This is a genomic window from Paraburkholderia kururiensis, from assembly GCF_034424375.1.
GTDB lineage: Bacteria > Pseudomonadota > Gammaproteobacteria > Burkholderiales > Burkholderiaceae > Paraburkholderia > Paraburkholderia kururiensis_A.
Map to the genome: position 1 here is coordinate 6,471,112 of NZ_CP139965.1, position 17,711 is coordinate 6,488,822.

Annotated in this window: 19 protein-coding genes; 11 read left to right on the forward strand and 8 right to left on the reverse strand. The window is 65.5% G+C overall.

Going from position 1 to position 17,711, the window contains the following annotated elements:
- Nucleotides 1-525 precede the first annotated feature (525 nt).
- Entirely contained in the window at nucleotides 526-1,311 is a 786-nt protein-coding gene (locus tag U0042_RS28835) for a carboxypeptidase-like regulatory domain-containing protein (RefSeq protein WP_157977834.1), read from the forward strand.
- Here the strand turns inward: U0042_RS28835 and U0042_RS28840 are convergent.
- Nucleotides 1,303-2,412 (reverse strand): alpha/beta fold hydrolase, encoded by a 1,110-nt coding sequence (locus tag U0042_RS28840; RefSeq protein ID WP_232833402.1) that lies wholly within the window; start codon nucleotides 2,410-2,412, stop codon nucleotides 1,303-1,305. The genes U0042_RS28835 and U0042_RS28840 overlap by 9 nt on opposite strands.
- A 263-nt stretch (nucleotides 2,413-2,675) precedes the next feature.
- Between U0042_RS28840 and U0042_RS28845 the strand changes: the two genes are divergently transcribed.
- Complete coding sequence (locus U0042_RS28845) at nucleotides 2,676-3,467, forward strand: SDR family NAD(P)-dependent oxidoreductase (RefSeq protein ID WP_114811366.1); 792 nt, start codon at nucleotides 2,676-2,678, stop codon at nucleotides 3,465-3,467.
- Between the two features lie 76 nt (nucleotides 3,468-3,543).
- Here U0042_RS28845 and U0042_RS28850 read toward each other — a convergent pair whose 3' ends face one another.
- A complete protein-coding gene (locus U0042_RS28850) occupies nucleotides 3,544-4,371 on the reverse strand; it encodes a winged helix-turn-helix transcriptional regulator (RefSeq protein WP_232833398.1) in 828 nt (275 codons plus the stop codon).
- A gap of 22 nt (nucleotides 4,372-4,393) precedes the next feature.
- Here U0042_RS28850 and U0042_RS28855 point away from each other — a divergent pair, with 22 nt between their 5' ends.
- Entirely contained in the window at nucleotides 4,394-4,822 is a 429-nt protein-coding gene (locus tag U0042_RS28855; RefSeq protein ID WP_157977833.1) for a hypothetical protein, read from the forward strand.
- A 66-nt stretch (nucleotides 4,823-4,888) separates the two neighbouring features.
- Here the strand turns inward: U0042_RS28855 and U0042_RS28860 are convergent, their stop codons facing one another.
- Nucleotides 4,889-5,077, reverse strand: a complete 189-nt coding sequence (locus tag U0042_RS28860) for a hypothetical protein (RefSeq protein WP_114811365.1) — start codon at nucleotides 5,075-5,077, stop codon at nucleotides 4,889-4,891.
- A 323-nt stretch (nucleotides 5,078-5,400) separates the two neighbouring features.
- On the opposite strand from U0042_RS28860, the gene U0042_RS28865 reads away from it, so the two are divergent.
- Both U0042_RS28865 and U0042_RS28870 read left to right on the forward strand, forming a co-directional pair.
- Nucleotides 5,401-5,601, forward strand: a complete 201-nt coding sequence (locus U0042_RS28865; protein WP_114811364.1) for a DUF3562 domain-containing protein — start codon at nucleotides 5,401-5,403, stop codon at nucleotides 5,599-5,601.
- A 392-nt stretch (nucleotides 5,602-5,993) separates the two neighbouring features.
- Nucleotides 5,994-6,269 carry a DUF2866 domain-containing protein gene (locus U0042_RS28870; protein ID WP_419150479.1) on the forward strand — a complete coding sequence of 92 codons (276 nt, stop codon included), beginning with the start codon at nucleotides 5,994-5,996 and terminating at the stop codon, nucleotides 6,267-6,269.
- Nucleotides 6,270-6,328: 59 nt separating this feature from the next.
- Here U0042_RS28870 and ftrA read toward each other — a convergent pair whose 3' ends face one another.
- Entirely contained in the window at nucleotides 6,329-7,309 is a 981-nt protein-coding gene (ftrA, locus tag U0042_RS28875) for a transcriptional regulator FtrA (RefSeq protein WP_114811363.1), read from the reverse strand.
- 98 nt (nucleotides 7,310-7,407) lie between these two features.
- Here ftrA and U0042_RS28880 point away from each other — a divergent pair, with 98 nt between their 5' ends.
- On the forward strand, nucleotides 7,408-7,905 hold the full coding sequence (locus U0042_RS28880) for a rhodanese-like domain-containing protein (RefSeq protein ID WP_114811362.1): 498 nt from the start codon (nucleotides 7,408-7,410) through the stop codon (nucleotides 7,903-7,905).
- Here the strand turns inward: U0042_RS28880 and dapA are convergent.
- Nucleotides 7,859-8,716 carry a 4-hydroxy-tetrahydrodipicolinate synthase gene (dapA, locus tag U0042_RS28885; RefSeq protein WP_114811361.1) on the reverse strand — a complete coding sequence of 286 codons (858 nt, stop codon included), beginning with the start codon at nucleotides 8,714-8,716 and terminating at the stop codon, nucleotides 7,859-7,861. The genes U0042_RS28880 and dapA overlap by 47 nt on opposite strands.
- 434 nt (nucleotides 8,717-9,150) lie before the next feature.
- Between dapA and U0042_RS28890 the strand changes: the two genes are divergently transcribed.
- A complete protein-coding gene (locus tag U0042_RS28890) occupies nucleotides 9,151-10,443 on the forward strand; it encodes an aspartate carbamoyltransferase (protein WP_114811360.1) in 1,293 nt (430 codons plus the stop codon).
- Between the two features lie 43 nt (nucleotides 10,444-10,486).
- Here U0042_RS28890 and U0042_RS28895 read toward each other — a convergent pair whose 3' ends face one another.
- From U0042_RS28895 to U0042_RS28905, 3 genes are all read right to left on the reverse strand, one after another.
- Nucleotides 10,487-10,801, reverse strand: a complete 315-nt coding sequence (locus U0042_RS28895) for a DUF4148 domain-containing protein (RefSeq protein ID WP_114811359.1) — start codon at nucleotides 10,799-10,801, stop codon at nucleotides 10,487-10,489.
- Between the two features lie 307 nt (nucleotides 10,802-11,108).
- Nucleotides 11,109-11,423: a DUF4148 domain-containing protein gene (locus tag U0042_RS28900; protein ID WP_114811358.1), complete on the reverse strand. Its 315-nt coding sequence runs from the start codon at nucleotides 11,421-11,423 to the stop codon at nucleotides 11,109-11,111.
- Nucleotides 11,424-11,579: 156 nt separating this feature from the next.
- Nucleotides 11,580-12,116, reverse strand: coding sequence for a carboxymuconolactone decarboxylase family protein (locus U0042_RS28905; RefSeq protein ID WP_114811357.1), 537 nt, complete (start codon nucleotides 12,114-12,116; stop codon nucleotides 11,580-11,582).
- Between the two features lie 116 nt (nucleotides 12,117-12,232).
- Between U0042_RS28905 and U0042_RS28910 the strand changes: the two genes are divergently transcribed.
- The 4 genes from U0042_RS28910 (at nucleotide 12,233) to U0042_RS28925 (ending at nucleotide 17,696) form a co-directional block, all read left to right on the forward strand.
- Nucleotides 12,233-13,219, forward strand: coding sequence for a cupin domain-containing protein (locus U0042_RS28910; protein WP_114811356.1), 987 nt, complete (start codon nucleotides 12,233-12,235; stop codon nucleotides 13,217-13,219).
- Between the two features lie 432 nt (nucleotides 13,220-13,651).
- Nucleotides 13,652-14,425: a (2Fe-2S)-binding protein gene (locus tag U0042_RS28915; RefSeq protein WP_114811354.1), complete on the forward strand. Its 774-nt coding sequence runs from the start codon at nucleotides 13,652-13,654 to the stop codon at nucleotides 14,423-14,425.
- A gap of 47 nt (nucleotides 14,426-14,472) precedes the next feature.
- Nucleotides 14,473-15,474, forward strand: a complete 1,002-nt coding sequence (locus U0042_RS28920) for an FAD binding domain-containing protein (protein WP_114811353.1) — start codon at nucleotides 14,473-14,475, stop codon at nucleotides 15,472-15,474.
- Nucleotides 15,471-17,696, forward strand: a complete 2,226-nt coding sequence (locus U0042_RS28925; RefSeq protein WP_114811352.1) for a xanthine dehydrogenase family protein molybdopterin-binding subunit — start codon at nucleotides 15,471-15,473, stop codon at nucleotides 17,694-17,696. The genes U0042_RS28920 and U0042_RS28925 overlap by 4 nt, the downstream gene beginning before the upstream one ends.
- Nucleotides 17,697-17,711: the final 15 nt, after the last annotated feature.

A 17,711-nucleotide genomic window follows, 5' to 3' on the forward strand; every position in this document is an offset into this window, starting at 1 on the left:
CGATCCAGCCTGGACTGACAGCCAGTGTCCGTTTATCGGCAATTCTTTAGATTACTTGAGGGAATCCCTATCGAGCCGACCCGCCATCGCCGCAATGAGGTCGGACCCAGGGACGCCCTGATGGGGCGTGGCCGGCGCCGGTGCCGTAGCAAGGGTTGTGAGCGACGACATCGATAGCGGCAAACCAGAGGCATCTATGCGAACTGAATATGCCTCTTTTTGCGGATGACGCAATAAAAATTCCTGCGGGCGCCCGGTTCACGGCAAGTATTCGCTTTGGGGATCCGCAAGTCGGCGATGATAAATCACTTCACGTGATGCGAACTTTCTGCGAGATGAGAATCGCTCAGTGGCGGCCGGCATCGTCGACTTTTTCGCCCGCGGGGCACCGAAGCACGCGTGTCCGGCCATCTTGAGGACGCCTCTTGCACGACGGCCCGCGCTTGACCCAAATCAACGCCGCAGCGCCCCCCGGCGGCACGATGGAACGCACTCGCGTTCGCATCCGTCGTTGGGGAAATGTCCATGTCCGCTGTTCGAAGTCCCTTCTTCAGGGCCGCGCTGCTGATCGGCGCACTTCTTGCCGTTTCGTCCGCCAGCGTCGCCCAGGGGCCGGGCAAGCCGCCCGTCGTCGAGCCGCGCGACCTGGTTTCGCCGGAAGAGCGGCTCGATTACTGCAACGAAATGCACAACGCCTCGACGCTCGACGAGCGCCTCGCCATCGCGCGCCGCATGCGGGACACGCTGGTGGCCCGCGCAAAAGAAAAAGGCGTGACGTTACCGTCGCCCATGCACCGCGGCATGCGGGGTGGGATGCGAGGCGGCATGGGTGGTGGCAACGCCTGCCGCGACCCGAACGGCGAAGCGGCCATGCGCAGCTACGGCATGGACTGCGGCAAGGTGGGACTCATGGTGGACAGCAGCCAGCCCGGCGCCGTGGCGGCTCAGGCACCTCGCGTGGAAGTGCATTACGCGAACGGCGTTGCCTACGTGTCGGGCGGCGTGGGCCAGGACGAGGCCGACGCCATGCGCGCCATCCGCGGGAACTACAGCATGCGCGCGACGTTCGCGACGGCGAATGGCACGTATCTCTCCGACGTCGCGGTGCGCGTGGAAAACGCGGACGGCTCCACGCTCTTCACCACGCGCTCGGACGGTCCGTTTCTGTACGCGAAGCTGCCTGCGGGCCACTATCGGTTGATCGCCACGTCGGACCGGATCGAACGCGCCCGCACCATCGACATTCCTCGCCACGGCGCCGTCAGCGTCACGCTGACGTGGCCGGCTCCCACGCCGAAACAATCAGGCTGAAGCGGATTTCGCGGAGGCATTCGCGACCCAGGCCGCAATGCCGGGCCACGCGTCGCGCAGCGTGCGCGAGCCCATGAACAGGCCGATGTGGCCGCCCGGCACGAGCTTCTTCACGATGTCGGCCGTCGGCGTGCCGAGGTACTTGTCGGCATCGAACACCTGCTCGCGCGTGGTGATGTCGTCGGATTCGCCCGCGAGCAGATAGACCGGACACGTCACGGTGCGCAGATCGAGCCGCTTGCCCAGCGCCACGAACTCGCCCTTCGCGAGACGGTTCTCCTTGAAGAGCTGCACGATGGCCTGGAGGTACCAGCGCCCCGGCAAATCGACGGGGTTCTCGTACCAGCTTTCGAATGCCTCTTCCTTCTTCAGATAGACGGGGTCGTCGATGTGCTCGTAGAGGTCCACGTGGTCGGTGATGTAGTGCTGGTCCGGATGCATGTTCTTCCACCCCCGCAGCATGAACCGGCCGCGCATCAGGCCGTCGCCGAGGCGCACCAGGTCTTCGTAGAACGACAGAGGCAAGGTGTGGGCCATCTGCTTGATGGGACCATCGCCCGCGTCGGTATCAATGGGCGAGCCGGCCAGCACGAGGCTCGCCACCTTGTGGGGAAAGCGCGCCGCGAACATCGCGGCCATCCAGCCGCCCTGACACAGGCCGATCAGGTTCACGCGGCCGCCCAGCTCGTCCACGCACACGTTGAGTTCGGCGAGATACTGGTCGATCTCGAGATCCTTCATGTCGGGCGTCGCTGCTTTCCAGTCGGTTAGATAAAGCCGCGTGAGGCCGTGCTTGCGCAGCGTTTCCATGAGACTCTGGCCGGGCTGGAAGTCCGCGATCATCGCGCTGTGGCCCGCGTAGGGTGCGTCGACGATGGTCGGCAGAACGGTAGCGGCATGCGACGCAGCGGCGCCGTGGTTCGCGCGCGGCACCACGGAGTAGTCGCGCAGCACCATGGTGCGCAGATCGAGCAGCGGTTGGCTCGGCGTCGCGAGCGCGGGATGCAGGCCGAAGTGGATCTTCTCCTCTTCGGCGAGAAAGGCCAGGTTCTTCGCGGACAGTTCGATGCCGGTTTGCACCATGGCCGCCGCCGCGGCCATGGGCCAGAAGAACGGCAGCGCCGGCGCGCGGTCCTTGCGATGCGAGCGGTGAGCGGATCCAGGCGCGTGAGTAGGCGTGTTCATGGGATTCCTGTCGTCGTCAGAAGGTGGTCGGGAGCGGGAAGTCAGTGCGAGTTGCGAGGCACGAGAAAGTCTGTATGACGTGCTCCCGAAATAATTGATCGCCGTCAGACGTTGCAGAAGAATGATGGCCTGCTGACCCGAGCCTTATCCGATGACCTTTTCATGACAAGGAGACAGCAATGGACCTGAAACTGCGCGGCAAGGTGGCGGTGCTGACGGGCGCAAGCGTGGGCATCGGGCTCGCGGTGGCCGAAGGGCTCGCGACCGAAGGCGTGAACCTCGTACTGGCCGCGCGGCAGGAAGCGCGCCTTGCGGGGGCAGCACACGAGATCGCCGCTAAACACGGCGTCAAGACGGTGCCCATTGCTTGCGACGTGGCCACATCGGCAGGCGTGGATGCGCTCGTGCGCGGTGCGCTCGAAGCGTTCGGCGGCGCGGACATCCTCTTCAACAACGCGGGTACGGGCAGCAACGAAACCATCATGACCGCGCCCGACGAGAAATGGCAGGCGTACTGGGACTTGCACGTGATGGCCGCGGTCAGGCTCGCACGCGGCCTCGCGCCGGGCATGAAAGCGCGCGGCGGCGGCGTGATCCTGCACAACGCGTCGATCTGCGCCGTGCAGCCGCTCGGCTACGAGCCCATCTATAACGTCACGAAGGCGGCGCTCATGATGTTCTCGAAGAATCTCGCGAACGAACTCGTCGGCGACAACATTCGCGTGAATACCATCAACCCTGGGCTCGTGCTGACGCCGGACTGGATCAAGACGGCGAAACAGCTAAGCGCAGAGGACGGTGGAGACTGGGAAGGCTATCTACAACGCGTGGCCGACGAGCACGCGCCGATCAGGCGCTTCGCGACGCCAGAGGAACTCGCGGACTTCATCGTGTTCCTCTGCTCGCCGCGCGCCAGTTACAGCGTGGGGGCGACCTACTTCGTGGATGGCGGGATGCTGCGCACGGTGTGAGACATCGTGCAGCAAATGGAAGGAAAGGAATCAGGTGCGCAGCCGGCGCGCTTAGGCCGCGCGCGGCCGCAAGCAATCATGCCTTGTTGTCGCGATTGGTGAGCTGTTCGAGACGGTAGCCGTAGCCGTAGATAGGCGAGAGCCGGTAGCCATTTTCCGGCCGCAGCCCCAGCTTGGTCCGCACGACGGAAATGTGCGTGTCCATGGTACGCGACGGCGCCCCGGCTGAAGACGGCCACACCGCTTCGAAGATCTGCTCGCGCGACAGCGATGCGTCGATGCATTGAAAGAGCAGCAAGGCGAGGCTGAACTCTTTCTGGGTGAGCGTGACGGCTCGCCCCTTCACAAACACCGCACGTGCCCGGAAATCGAATTCGAAGTCGCCGAACACGGCCCTGCCCGCGCTCTTTTCGAGTTCGAGGTCGATCTTGTGGTTGATCGTGTGTCCGTCGGTGTGCCGCTGCCGGTGGCCATGCGTATGGCCGTTCACGCCCGCGTAGCCGTTCCCCTCGTGCGTAGCCAGCGCAACGGGCCGCTCGGCAAATGCGTGGGCCAGCAGGGCATCGACCTCGCCCAGCAACGCCGCTGCAGACAGTGGCCCGGACACGCAACGGCCCACCGGAGCGTTGCCGATTGCGCCGAGCGGTGCAGTGGCTCCTTCTGGCACGATGCACAGCACCGGCACCCTGAGAAGACCGCGTTGCCGCGCCCAATGCAACGGCGCCTCCCCTCGCATGCGCGACACGTCCCAGTCGATGACCACGAGATCGATGGCTTGCTGCTCGAGTGCGTTCGCAAGCGTCACGCCGTCGAAAAAAGCCCGGCAGGTATGGCCGCCGCGCAACAATGCCTGAACGGCAAAGTCGGCGCGCGCCACGTCCGAGCCCAGAATCGCTATCTTCATGCTCCCCCCGCAATGCTGCAACATGGCGGCTTTGTTCCCGGTGCCTTCGGCGCCCCGCAACTGTGAACCTGACAACGATGCAGATCGGGCGGGCCGTGTCGCGTGGGCGAAATATCCGCGCTGCTGCAACGGCGTGGCTGAAGACGGCAAGCGGTGCACAACTGTGATGCACACGCCGCGGCAAACCAAAACGGACGTTGACACGTCTCATTCGTTTGCATCTGGTTTTGCCGTGCTTTTGGCCGTTCTTTCAGCCGGTCGCGCCGAACAGATGCATGAGCGCGAGGCGCTGACGTTGGGGAATAAAGTCGATAATCGAAACGGCGCAATCGATTTCGCGTCCAAAAAACTCAGCGCATTAACGCTTACGATGGCGACCGGTTTCTCCTGCGAGTCGATTCTATTGGAACGTCACGTCGGCAAATGTCAAAGATCGTCAGATTCGAAATGACGCGTCCATGCAAGCCGCGCGGCAACAATGCCGCACGTGCATGGCGAAAAAACAAAACAGCGTCGATTAGCGAGACGTGATAACGGCGGACGCGGGCGTATCGGTACTCTGCGCCACCACACTGCTGTCGAGCGGACCTTGCATGTGGATCTGCCGGTTAATGACGCTGTCGCGCAAAATAGCGCTCAGGCTCACGAGTAATGCGACCACCACGACACCGAGTACGCAATACCCGGCGATTTTCAGCATTTTCATCGTCACGCTCCGTCAAAAGCGGGGGACTGATATAGCGGACCGTTGGTATCCGCCAGAATGTGGGAATGCCGCCATATATACCACGGCCGTGCGCAGGGAATATGGCAAAACGATGAGTGGAACACCGTGCCACCATGCCGCGTCGCCATACTCCCCGCGCGGCGCGCATCTTGCGTACACAGCGGCCGCGTAGGGGAACCGTATCCACTTCTTTTAGCCGGCGTCAGACCGATAGCGCGATTCAATTTGCATCGTGGCACCGGCTGTTCTCTAATCAGACCTGCGCGTCTTTCTCCCCATGTCCCGTCGCCCCGGAGAGCAACATGGCTCAGCCCAACAAAGCGGAAGTCGTCCACGCCATTGCAGCTGAAACCAATACGCCGGAAGAAACGGTGGCAAAGATGTACGAAGAGACGTGGGACGACTACCGGGCCGACGCCCGCATCCTCGACTACGTGCCGCTGTTCGTCGCGAAAAAAGTTCGCGAAACGCTGCGGCACAGCCACACGCGCAGCGCGAAGTAAGTCGCGCCGCATCCCCTCCCCACGCTTTCGATGTCGACGCTGCGGCAGTAGCGCCGCGCGAGCGTGCATCTTGCGTCAACCGCGCTGACTGACGGCGTGCGACTTTTTGCACCCATTTTTTTGCACGCGCTTCACACCTGCACGCCGTCTTCGTCCGATACACGGCACCACTTCCTGACGCACCTGTCACGCACGGTCGCCGCCTGCCCGCGTTTTCCTCGCGCGAAATGAACTGATACAACCTCGCCGCCTGCTTTAAGGCCCGTTTAATTCTTCGCTGCAACCATACGACCATCCCCTGTTCGGCCGCCAAAGCATCGGCGGCATTTTTTTGGGCTGTTGCAGCCCTCACAGGGCGTGCCAGGGTCACTGACACGTGGGGAGAAACCACAATGACCAGAAAAACGGTGCTGGACGAGAGCGCGGTGCTTCAACTGCTTCACAGCATGCAGCGCGATACCGCGGTAAAACCTGTGCAAAGCTGCCGGATATCGGCGCCGCAGCGACATCCGTTCGGACGTTCGTACCGGCTTGTCGAATGGACACTGCCCGACGACGAAGACGCGCGGCGTCAAGTCGTACCGGCCGAAAGCAGCGCGCTCGATATCGCGCGCGTGGTGGCGTCCCACATTCCGGGTCGGCGGGTTCTTCAGAACGGCGAAGCTTGATGTCGCGAAGATGATTGCGGCTGGCCTGATTTGCGGCTCGATGTGCGCTGCGGCAGCCGTCACGCCGCCGTACGCCGCACCGACGCTGCAACGCCGAATCTTCTGCGATATTCGGCAGGACTCGTCAGCGCAATGAGCCTGAAGTGTCGGCGCATCGACTCCTCCGAGCCGAAACCTGCACGTTGCGCCACCTGCGCAATCGGCATCTCGCTCGACGCTTCCAGCAGTTCGCGCGCAATCGCCACGCGCTCGCGAATCAGCCACTCCACCGGCGCGAGACCCGTGGCCTCGCGAAACTGCCGCTGCAGCGTGCGCGGGCTCATCGCAGCGCGTGCGGCAAGCGAGGCGAGCGTATGCGTCTGCGCCGCGTTCGCGCGCATCCAGTCCATCAGCTTCGCAAGACGACTGCCGTTGTCGGGCGGCATCGGTCGCGGCACGAACTGCGCCTGCCCGCCGTCGCGATGCGGCGGCACGACGAGACGCTGCGCCACGCGATTGGCCACCGCCGGACCGTAGTCGCGGCGCACGAGATGCAGCAGCATGTCGAGCCCAGCCGCCGACCCCGCCGACGTCATCACCTGTCCTTCATCGACATACAGCGCGTCGGGCTTCACCCGCAGTTGCGGGTAACGCTGTTGCAACTGCTGCGCGTAGCGCCAGTGCGTCGTGACGGTCTTGCCGTCCAGCACGCCGGCGGCCGCGAGCACGAACACGCCCGAGCAGATCGAGCACAGACGCGCCCCACGCCGCCACGCGGCGTGCAGCTTCTTCAGCAAGGCGGGCGGCGGCACTTCGGCGGCGTCGCGCCAGCCCGGCACGACGACGGTGTGCGCGTGGTCGAGCAACTTCAACGTGTGAGGCGCGGCCACCGTGATGCCGCCTGCCGCGCGTATCGGTCCGCGCTCCACGGCGCACACCGCGAAGCGGTACCAGTCCACGCCGAGTTCCGGCCGCTCGAGCGCGAACACCTCGGTCACGCAGCCGAATTCGAAGGTGCAGAGCCGGTCGTAGACCAGCGCGACGACGAGATGGTTGGGCATGGCGCGATGTTACCGGAGATTGTCGATTGCGCCACTTACCGGTACGGCATCGGCATCGCACCATGTGCGCTCCATCGCAACCGACGAGGAGCACCGTCATGCCGCCCGAGCTTTCCCCCAGCGCAAACACCGCAGATGCCATCGATGCCACGCCCGGAGCAGCGGTCAACGCCGTCACCGCCGTGCCCGCCGCAGCAAGTGCCGCGGCCCTTGCGCACTTCGAATCATCGTTGAGCTTCGAGACCGATTGCTGGGACGTCCACGATGCGCTCGCTTCCGGCGCGCCCGGCTTCGTGTTGCTCGACGTGCGCAGCCCCGCGCTCTACGCCAGCGGCCACGTGCCGGGCGCCATCAATCTGCCGCATGGAAAGATCGTGACGTCGAAGCTCGCCGCTTATCCGCTGGACACGCTCTTCGTCACCTACTGCGCCGGCCCGCATTGCAACGGCGCCGCGCGTGGCGCCATCCGCCTCGCGCGCCTGGGCCGGCCGGTGAAGATCATGATCGGCGGCATCACCGGCTGGCTCGACGAGGGTTTCGCGCTCGCCACTACGCCGCGAGCAGCGTCTCCAGCTGACGCTGCAATGCCGGGCTGACCGGCGTCATCGGCGCGCGCAGTTCGTTGCGCATGACGCCGAGCGCGGCGAGTGCCGCCTTCACGGGCGCGGGGTTCGGTTCGGCGAACAGTGCCCGCACGAGCGGCACGAGCGCGTGCCAAAGGGCGCGCCCCTCCTCCAGCCGGCCCTCGGCAAGCGCGTGATACATCGCCACGAAGCGCTCCGGCTGCACGTGTGCGGACGCCGCAATGCCGCCGCTACCGCCCATGCACAGCGTGCCGAACAGATTCAAATCCTCGCCGCAGAGCACCTGAAGCCGGCCATCCAGAATCAGCGCCAGCGTCGTTTCGAGCGAGCCGGCGCAATCCTTCACGCCGACGATGCGCGGATGTTCGGCGAGCGTGAGCAGCGTCGGCAGCTCGATACGCACGCCCGTGCGCTGCGGAATGTCGTAGAGCAGGATCGGCTTTGCGCTGGTATCGGCGAGCGTGGAGAAGTAATCGACGAGCCCCGCTTGCGACGGCCGCACGTAGTACGGCGCGCTGACGAGCAAGCCCGCAATGGGCTGCTCGTTGAGCATCGCAATCTGCTCGAGCACGCTCGCCACGTGGTTACCGCTCACGCCGGCCACCACGGGCAGCGGGCCCGCGGTGCGCAGGATCGTGGCGAGCACGCCGGCCTGTTCCGCTGCATCGAGCGCGGCCGGCTCGCCTGTCGTGCCCAGCGCGACAAAGCCCGCTACCCCGGCTTGCGCCTGACCACGAATCAGCGCGGCAAGCGCCTCGTGATCCACCGCCCCATGGGCAAACGGCGTGACAACAGGAATCCAGATACCCGAAAAAATCGACATGACATGACCTCGAACGCGACCGTATGGAAGATCCGCAGAGCGGTGCGCGGGGGAGGTGGTGAAGACCCGGGGACGACAGAAACTGCGGGGATATTGCGGGGCCGGGGCTGCCAACTGTTCCGTCGCACATCTGACGGAACAGCAGGCTCCGGTCAGATGAGCAGCTGTTTTTTGGCTTTCGAACCGGCGAACATGCACGCCACCGCGGCCCGCGCGGCGAAACCGGCGGGCACGAACACACGATGTTGGATAAGGGCGGCGGAATGCATGGGCGGCAGTTTAACCGGATTTCGACGGCAGTGGCGCCAGGGGCGAACAGACGACGCCGTGTGTACGCGCAAACTCAGGCCGAATCCGCTTGACTTCCCCCGCCGGCGAATTAATATACGCATCGCGTATAGATTTCCCCTACCGACCAACCGCACGGTGCCACCATGAGCGTCCCCCAACAAGCCTTCCTTCGCGACGCCATGCGGCGTCTGAACATGACCCGCGACTCCTTCGCGAGCCGCATCGGTGTGTCCCGCAGGGCGCTGGACACGTGGCTTCTGCCCGACGACTCGCAGGAGTCGCGCGGCATGCCTGAAATCGTGGAGCGCTTCGTTTCGGAGATCGTGGTCAACGCCGAGCCGGGCGATGGCCATACGCAAAGCGTAGATTCGCAGTCGCTTGCCAGCCAGATGTTGTTCGAAGGCAAGCCGCAACTGCTTTCCGTCGATCAGTTCTCGCGCGACGCCGTGGAAGCGCTCTTTCGCGTAGCCGACATCATGCAGCCCATCGCCCAGCGCCGGAAAATCTCGCGCGTGCTGGAAGGCGCCGTGTTGGGCAACCTGTTCTTCGAGGCCAGCACGCGCACGCGCGTGAGCTTCGGCGCGGCGTTCTGCCGGCTGGGCGGATCGGTATGCGACACGACGGGCTTCACGTTCTCGTCGATGGCGAAAGGCGAATCCATCTACGACACGAGCCGCGTGATGAGCGGCTACGTCGACGCGATGGTAATTCGGCATCCTGAACAAGGCTCCGTGGCTGAATTCGCGCGCGCCACGAACATTCCCGTCATCAACGGCGGCGACGGTCCCGGCGAGCATCCGAGCCAGGCCCTGCTCGACCTCTACACCATCCAGCGCGAGTTTTCGCGCCTCGGCAAGATCGTGGACGGCGCCCACATCGCGCTGGTGGGCGACCTCAAATACGGCCGCACGGTGCATTCGCTCGTGAAGCTGCTCGCGTTGTATCGCGGCATCAAGTTCACGCTGATCTCGCCGCCCACGCTGGAAATGCCGAGCTACATCATCGAGCAGATCTCGCGCAACGACCACATGGTCGAACAAACTCACGCGCTTGCGGACGGCCTGCGCGGGGCCGACGTCGTGTACGCCACGCGCATCCAGAAAGAACGCTTCGCGGACGAATCGTTCGAAGGCTACACGCCCGAATTCCAGATCAACCAGGCGCTGGTCGATTCCGTGTGCGGCCCGGACACGCTGATCATGCACCCGCTGCCGCGCGACAGCCGACCCGGCGCCAACGATCTTTCAACGGACCTCAACCACGACTCGCGCCTCGCCATCTTCCGGCAGACCGACAACGGCATTCCGGTGCGCATGGCGATCTTCGCGGTGCTGCTTGGTGTGGAGAAACTGGTCCAGCATTCGATGCGCGATGCGACGTGGAAGCGGCCCGCGTGGCTCGGGCCCGACGACGCCATCTTCCACGGCATCGACTGACACCTGGCTTAGGCGGGGCGCTTCGATGCGCCCCGCTCGCTGCTTAGTGATGCAGGAAGATCGGAGCCGAGTACGGCGACACTTGCCGCTCAGCAGGCTGACCCGATTGCGACGAGCCCGCCACCGTGCCGCCATAAGCCTGCGCGTCACCGTTCTGCGCGGCTACACGTGCCTGAGCGGCCTGCAGTTGCGACGGATAGTCGGTACGGTCGCCGGAAGGGTTGTAGCCGGCCTTTTCCAGTTGCACCAGTTCGGCGCGAACCTGCGCACGCGTCACAGGCGCATTCGATTGCGCGAACGAAGCCACCGGCGCGGCGATAGCAAGGGCGATTACTACAGACTTGACGAGCGATTTCATGATGAACCTCCTAAGTTTGTTGTCCGGCAAGCTCCAGACCGTTCGTTGTTTGTCTGAAGCTGTTAGATAGCAGTGTAGGAGTTGAGCCATCGCAGTTAAACGGGCCTTCGCTGAAATCACTATTTTGCGTGGCGAGATAATCGCGTCGCGCAAAATAGCCTGCAAACGAGCCCCCAAACGAGCCCTCAAACGGAAAAGCCCGTCCCTCCCGATAACCGGGAGTGACGGGCCTGATCCTTCAGCCTGCGCCTTCCAATACCGCACAAACACAAGCGCCGGCCGATTCATCCGGCCGGCGCTTCGTGCATCAATGACGCACGAAGATCGGCGCCGAGTACGACGACACTTGCATGTCGGTGGCCTGGCCCGATTGCGACGAACCCGTCACCGTGCCGCCATAACCCTGCGCATCGGCGTTCTGCGCGGCCACGCGCGCTCGCGCTGCCTGCAGCCGTGCCGGATAGTCGACGCGGTCCGAAACCGGGTTGTAGCCGGCCTTCTCCAGTTGCACCAGTTCCGCGCGAAGTTGAGCGCGCGTGACGGGCGCATTCGATTGCGCGAACGAAGCCACGGGAGCGGCGACAGCAAGGGCGATAACCACGGACTTGATGAGCGATTTCATGATGAACCTCCAAAGTTTGTTTATCAGGTAAGCCGCAGACCGTGTTTGTCTGAAGCTGTTGGATGCCAGTGTAGGAGTTGCGCGGTCCGCGTTAAACGGGCCGCGCCTGAAATCACTGTTTTTGCGATCGATACAATCGGCGCCTTCGCGCTACGGTCAGGCAACGGCCGGAAAATCGATGACCGTGTCGTTCACGCGGTTCACGAGGTTCGTGAACGTGATCGACGCAATCGCGAGATTGATCTCGATCACCTGGCGTTCCGTGTAGCCGGCGGCGCGAATCGCTTCCACCGCTTCGGCGGGTACCGTGCCGCGCGTGCCCACCAGCGTGCGCACATATGTCACGAGCGCGTCGCGCTTCGCGTCGCCGGTCGCTGCACCCGAACGCGCCTGCTTCGTCTGTTCGGCCGACAATCCCGCGAGCTTGCCCATCAGCGTGTGTGCAGCCACACAGTAATCACAGCCCGCGTATTCGCTCACCACGAGCTTGATGACTTCGATATCGGACTTGCCGAGCGTGCTCGCGGCCACCGCGGCATCGAACGCGAGCGCTGCGGAAAGCGCTTCCGGGCTGTGCGAACCGACGGTGACGTAGGCATTCGGTACCTTGCCCACAGCCTTCTTGATCTTCGCGAAGACTTCGGCGGCGGCGCCGGTGGCGGCTTCGGGACGGATGCTGGTGAGACGGGTCATGATGTGCTCCTGAGTTGAGGGGGTGTGCCATGTCGTATGGCATGGACGTCAGTGTAGGTGCACATGGCGAGCCGTTTAATGCCACAATGGCGCACATTCATGCCCAAACGTCTCACATGGAACTACTCGACCGACTCCTCTCGCTGATGCCCGTCGCAGGACGGCTCGACGTGCGTTGCCACTTCGGCTCGCCGTGGCGGCTCGACGAGCCGCGCGCCGGCGAGTGGGAAATTCGCTACCACGTGCTGGTGCGCGGCGAAGCCATCGTCGAAATACCGGGCGCCGGGCGCGGCCGATCCGCATGGCGCATGAAGGCCGGCGACATCGTGCTGTTCCCATCCGGCAGCGCGCATGTCGTGCACGACGGCAGCGGCAAGCGGCCGCGCGCCGCGCGTGAAAAGCACGTCGATGGACTCACCATCGCGACCAACGCCAGCACGCGCGACGGCGCCGACCTCCTCTGCGGACGCTTCGTGTTGCCTGTCGTGCCGCAGCAGCTGCTACGCGACCATCTGCCGGAGCGCCTCGTGGTCAGCAGCGTGACTGAGACGATCGAGCAAGAAAAGCCCGACGAGCGCGATGCCGCCTTCGCGGCCAGCCGTCTCGCGCGACTCATCGAACTCATGCGGGAAGAAGCATTCGAACAGCGCCCAGGCTACGCAACGATCGTGAATCAGCTTTCCGGCGCGCTATTCGCGTTGACGCTGCGCTGCGCGAGCGAATCTGCCGACGCGCCGCGCGGCCTGCTCGCGCTCGCGCAGCGTCCGCGTCTGCAACCGGCCATCGCCGCGATGTTCGACGAGCCCGCGCAACCGTGGACCCTGCCCGCCCTCGCCGCGCGCTGCCACATGTCGCGTGCAACGTTCGTGCGCCACTTCGAAGAAGCGCTGGGTCGCTCGCCTGCCGAGGTGCTGACCGAAATCCGCATGACGCTCGCAGGCCGCAAGCTCGCGCAAACGCAGCTTCCGGTGGCGGAGATCGGCGAAGCGGTGGGCTATCAATCCGACGCCGCGTTCCAGCGCGTATTCAAGCGCTACGTTGGCGTGACGCCCGCGCAATGGCGCACGCAGGCGAAACGCGAAGCAGTGAACGAGAGAGCGTAGAGACAAATCGCACGTTGCCCGTGCAACGTCGCTCATTCACCGCTCATTCGCCGCTCACTCAGCTCCGCGACGTTTTCTGTCCATCACGCCAGCATGCCGCCATCTGCGTGACAGCCTCGCGCCACACCGCCGTCATGTCGAAAAAAAGCCGCTGCATCCGCTTTACTTTCGCGCGCGATCCGTGCAACGTCCGACGTTGACGCGCGGGCACGCAACGTCTGCGCGGCACTGAAATTGCTGCATCGGAACGTGCTGCGAAGCGGCTATCACGCTGTAAAAGTAGCCGCAGAAACAGCGGTGAAAGCGGCCATGAAGGCGGCTGGCATCATCCGATGCACGTGCCTGCGTCACCCCGTTCGCGGTGAAACGCAATGCGAGCGGCGTGCGCGGCGCGCCCTCTGCGTCCATCTTTCATGGAGCGAGCAGAACGTCATGTCAAGCGATCGATCCATCACGACACCCGGCGAGACCGACACGCCTGAGCACGAGGCGACGGCATCGACTCATCGGCCCGACGCCTCCGGTCTGCCCAGCCCGCCACCCAGCACTGCCCGACGCCGCTTTCTGCAATCGGCAGCGGCGGCCGCAACGATAGGCGCCGCACCGGCGCTCCGTGCGCAGGCGCCTCAGGCGGCGGCGCCCTCCACCGTGCCGCCGTCGACGTCGCCCACGCCGCCGCGCGCAGCCGTCCCGCCGCAACCTGTGCGGCTCGACATCAACGGCCGCGAGTACACGCTGCAACTCGAACCGCGCGTCACGCTGCTCGATGCGCTGCGCGAATACGCCGGACTCATGGGCACCAAGAAAGGCTGCGATCGCGGTCAATGCGGCGCATGCACGGTGCTCGCCAACGGACGCCGCATCAACGCGTGTCTCACGCTCGCCGTCATGCACGATGGCGAACGCATCACCACTGTCGAAGGCCTCGCGAACAACGGCGTGCTGAGCCCCATGCAACAGGCGTTCATCGAACACGACGCGTTTCAGTGCGGCTACTGCACGCCGGGCCAACTGTGCTCGGCCACGGCGTTGCTAAGCGAATTCTCGGCAGGCACCGCGAGCGCCGTGACCGACGACGTACGCGCGCGTCCCACGCAACTTTCGGACGACGAGATCCGCGAACGCATGAGCGGCAACCTGTGCCGCTGCGGCGCGTATCCGAACATCGTGGCCGCCGTGCGCGCTGTGCATACGGCCAGGACGTAACTCACGCACCGATCCACGCAACAGACAACCGACAGGAGCGAGCCCACATGGAAGCGATCTCCTATGAACGCGCAACCGACGTCGCGAGCGCCGTGCGTGCCGCGCAGCAGCCGGGCGCGGTGTTCATCGGCGGCGGCACGAATCTGCTGGACCTCATGAAGGGCGGCGTAGCGCATCCCGTCAAGCTCATCGACATCACGCGCATCGGCGGGCTCGATTCAGTCGATACGCGGCCGGGCGGCGGCCTGCGCATCGGCGCGCTCGTGCGCAACAGCGACGCCGCGAACCATGCGCTCGTTCGCACGCGTTATCCGCTGCTCTCGCAGGCGCTGCTCGCCGGTGCATCGGCACAGTTGCGCAACATGGCCACGGTGGGCGGCAATCTCATGCAGCGCACGCGCTGCCCGTACTTCTACGATCCCGCGTTCGCCCAGTGCAACAAGCGCAACCCCGGCAGCGGCTGCGCGGCGATGGGCGGCCACAACCGCATGCACGCCATACTCGGTGCGAGCCCGCAATGCGTGGCCGTGAATCCGTCGGACATGAGCGTGGCGCTCGCGGCGCTCGATGCCGTCGTGCTCGTGAGCGGTCCGAGCGGCGAGCGGCAGATACCGTTCGCCTCGTTTCATCGTCTGCCGGGCGACCGTCCCGATCTCGATACCACGCTCGACCCCGGCGAACTCATCACCGCCGTCGATCTGCCGCCGCCGCGCTTTGCCGATCACGCGTACTACCTCAAGGTACGCGACCGCGCGAGCTACGCGTTCGCGCTCGTTTCGGTCGCGGCTGCGTTGCAGATGGACGGCCCCACCGTGAAGGAAGCGCGCATCGCGCTGGGCGGTGTGGCGCACAAGCCGCTGCGCGCCACGGCAGCAGAGCAGCGGCTCGCGGGCCAGCGCCTCACCGATGCCACGTTGCGCGACGCCGCTGCCCTCGCCCTGCGCGACGCCCAGCCGCTCGAGGGCAACGCCTTCAAGGTGCCGCTCGCACAACGCGCCATCGTGCGCTGCGTGAAGCGCGCCGCAGGACAGATCGGAGACTTCGCATGAACAACCTGACCGGCCAGCCGCTCGATCGTATCGACGGCGTGCTCAAGGTGACGGGCGAGGCACGCTACGCCGCCGAGTTTCCCGAGGCGCGTCTTGCGCATGCGGTGCTCGTCACGAGCACGATTGCGTGCGGCAGCATCGCGTCCATCGATGCGAGCCGCGCGCAGGCCATGCCCGGCGTGCTGCTCGTGATGACGCACGAAAACGCCATGCGTCTGCCCAACGGCGGGCGCTCGCCGTTGTCGCCGCCCGCGGGGCGCCGGCTCACGCTGTTGCAGGACGACCAGGTGCGCTACAGCAACGAGCCCGTCGCGGTCGTGGTGGCCGACACGCTCGAACACGCAACGGACGCTGCCAACGCCCTGCGCATCCGGTACCGCGCGAGCCCTGCCGCGCTCGACTTCGAGCGCGCCAGGGCCGCCGCCCACACGCCGCCGGACCAGCAGGGCCGGCCGATGGCCACGCAGCGCGGCAACGTGGAGGCCGGCCTGCATGAAGGCGCGGCCGTGCTCGACGTGACCTACACCACGCCGATGCAGCACCACAACCCCATGGAGCCGCACGCCACGATGGCGCATTGGGACGGCCCGCAGCTCACGCTATACGATTCCACGCAAGGCGTCTCGGGCGCGCGTACGGCGGTGGCCGCCGTGTTCGGCATCGCGCCCGACAACGTGCGCGTGATCTCGCCGTTCCTCGGCGGCGGCTTCGGCTGCAAGGGGTCGTCGTGGTCGCACGTCTCGTTGTGCGCGATGGCCGCGAAGCAGACAGGCCGGCCCGTGCGCCTCGCGCTCACGCGCCCGCAGATGTTCGGCCCCGTGGGCGGCCGCCCGCACACCGAGCAGCGCCTTGTGCTCGCCGCGCGTCACGACGGCACGCTCACCGGCATGCGTCACGACTCGCTCGCCAACACCTCGACCTTCGAAGACTGGACCGAGATGTGCGGCCTCGCCACGCGCATCCTCTACGCCGTGCCGAATCAGGCCACCACGCACCGGCTCGTGCCGCTCAACGTCGGCACGCCCACCTTCATGCGCGCGCCGGGCGAAACGCCGGGCTCGTTCGCGCTCGAATCGGCCATGGACGAACTCGCGTGGCGCCTGCGCATGGACCCCATCGCGCTGCGGCTCGCCAACTACGCCGAGGTCGATCCGCAGGACGGCAAGCCGTGGTCGAGCAAGGCGCTGCGCGAGTGCTACCGCGTAGGCGCGCAGCGCTTCGGCTGGTCGCGCCGCACGAACACGCCGCGCTCCATGCGCAACGGCGACGCGCTGGTCGGGCTCGGCATGGCGACGGCGACGTATCCCGCGAATCGCAGCGAGGCGTCGGCCATCGCGCGCATCCTGCCCGACGGCACGGCCATGGTCGCCTCGGGCACGCAGGACATCGGCACGGGCACCTACACGGTGATGACCCAGGTGGCCGCGGATGCCCTCGGCTTTTCCCCGCGGAACATCCGCTTCGCGCTGGGCGATTCGACCTTGCCGCGCGCGCCGGTGTCGGGCGGCTCGCAGTCGGCGGCCAGCGTCGCGCCCGCGGTGCGTGACGCGGCGTTGCAGGCGCGCGCGAAGCTGATCGCCGCCGCCGTTGCCGACAAGGGCTCGCCGCTCTTCGGCGCCGCGCCCGAAGACGTGACCGTGGAAGACGGCTGGGTGACGAGCCGCAGCGATGCTTCGCGACGCGACCCGGCCGCGGCCGTCATCGCGCGGGCGGGCGGCCAGCCCATCGAAGCGCAGAGCACCACGAAGCCCGGCGAAGAGAAGGCACGCTACTCGTTCCATTCGTTCGGCGCCGTGTTCGCCGAAGTGCACGTGGATGCGGACCTCGGCACCATTCGCGTGGCGCGCATCGTAGGGGTCTACAGCGTAGGACGGCTGCTCAACGCGAAGACCGCGCGCAGCCAGTTGATAGGCGGCATCGTGTGGGGCGTGGGCACCGCGCTCGAAGAAGGCACGCAACTCGATCTGCGCTATGGGCGCTTCACGAACGCGAACCTCGCGGAGTACCACGTGCCGGTGAACGCGGACATCCACGACATCGACGTCACGTTCGTGGACGAAAACGACGCGCACTTCAATCCGCTCGGCATTCGCGGCATCGGCGAGATCGGCATTACGGGCGTGCCCGCCGCCATTGCCAATGCCGTCTATCACGCCACGGGGGTACGCGTGCGCGATCTGCCCATCACGCTCGACAAGGTGATGCGTCCGACCCAGGCGTGAGCAACGCGCTCGAGC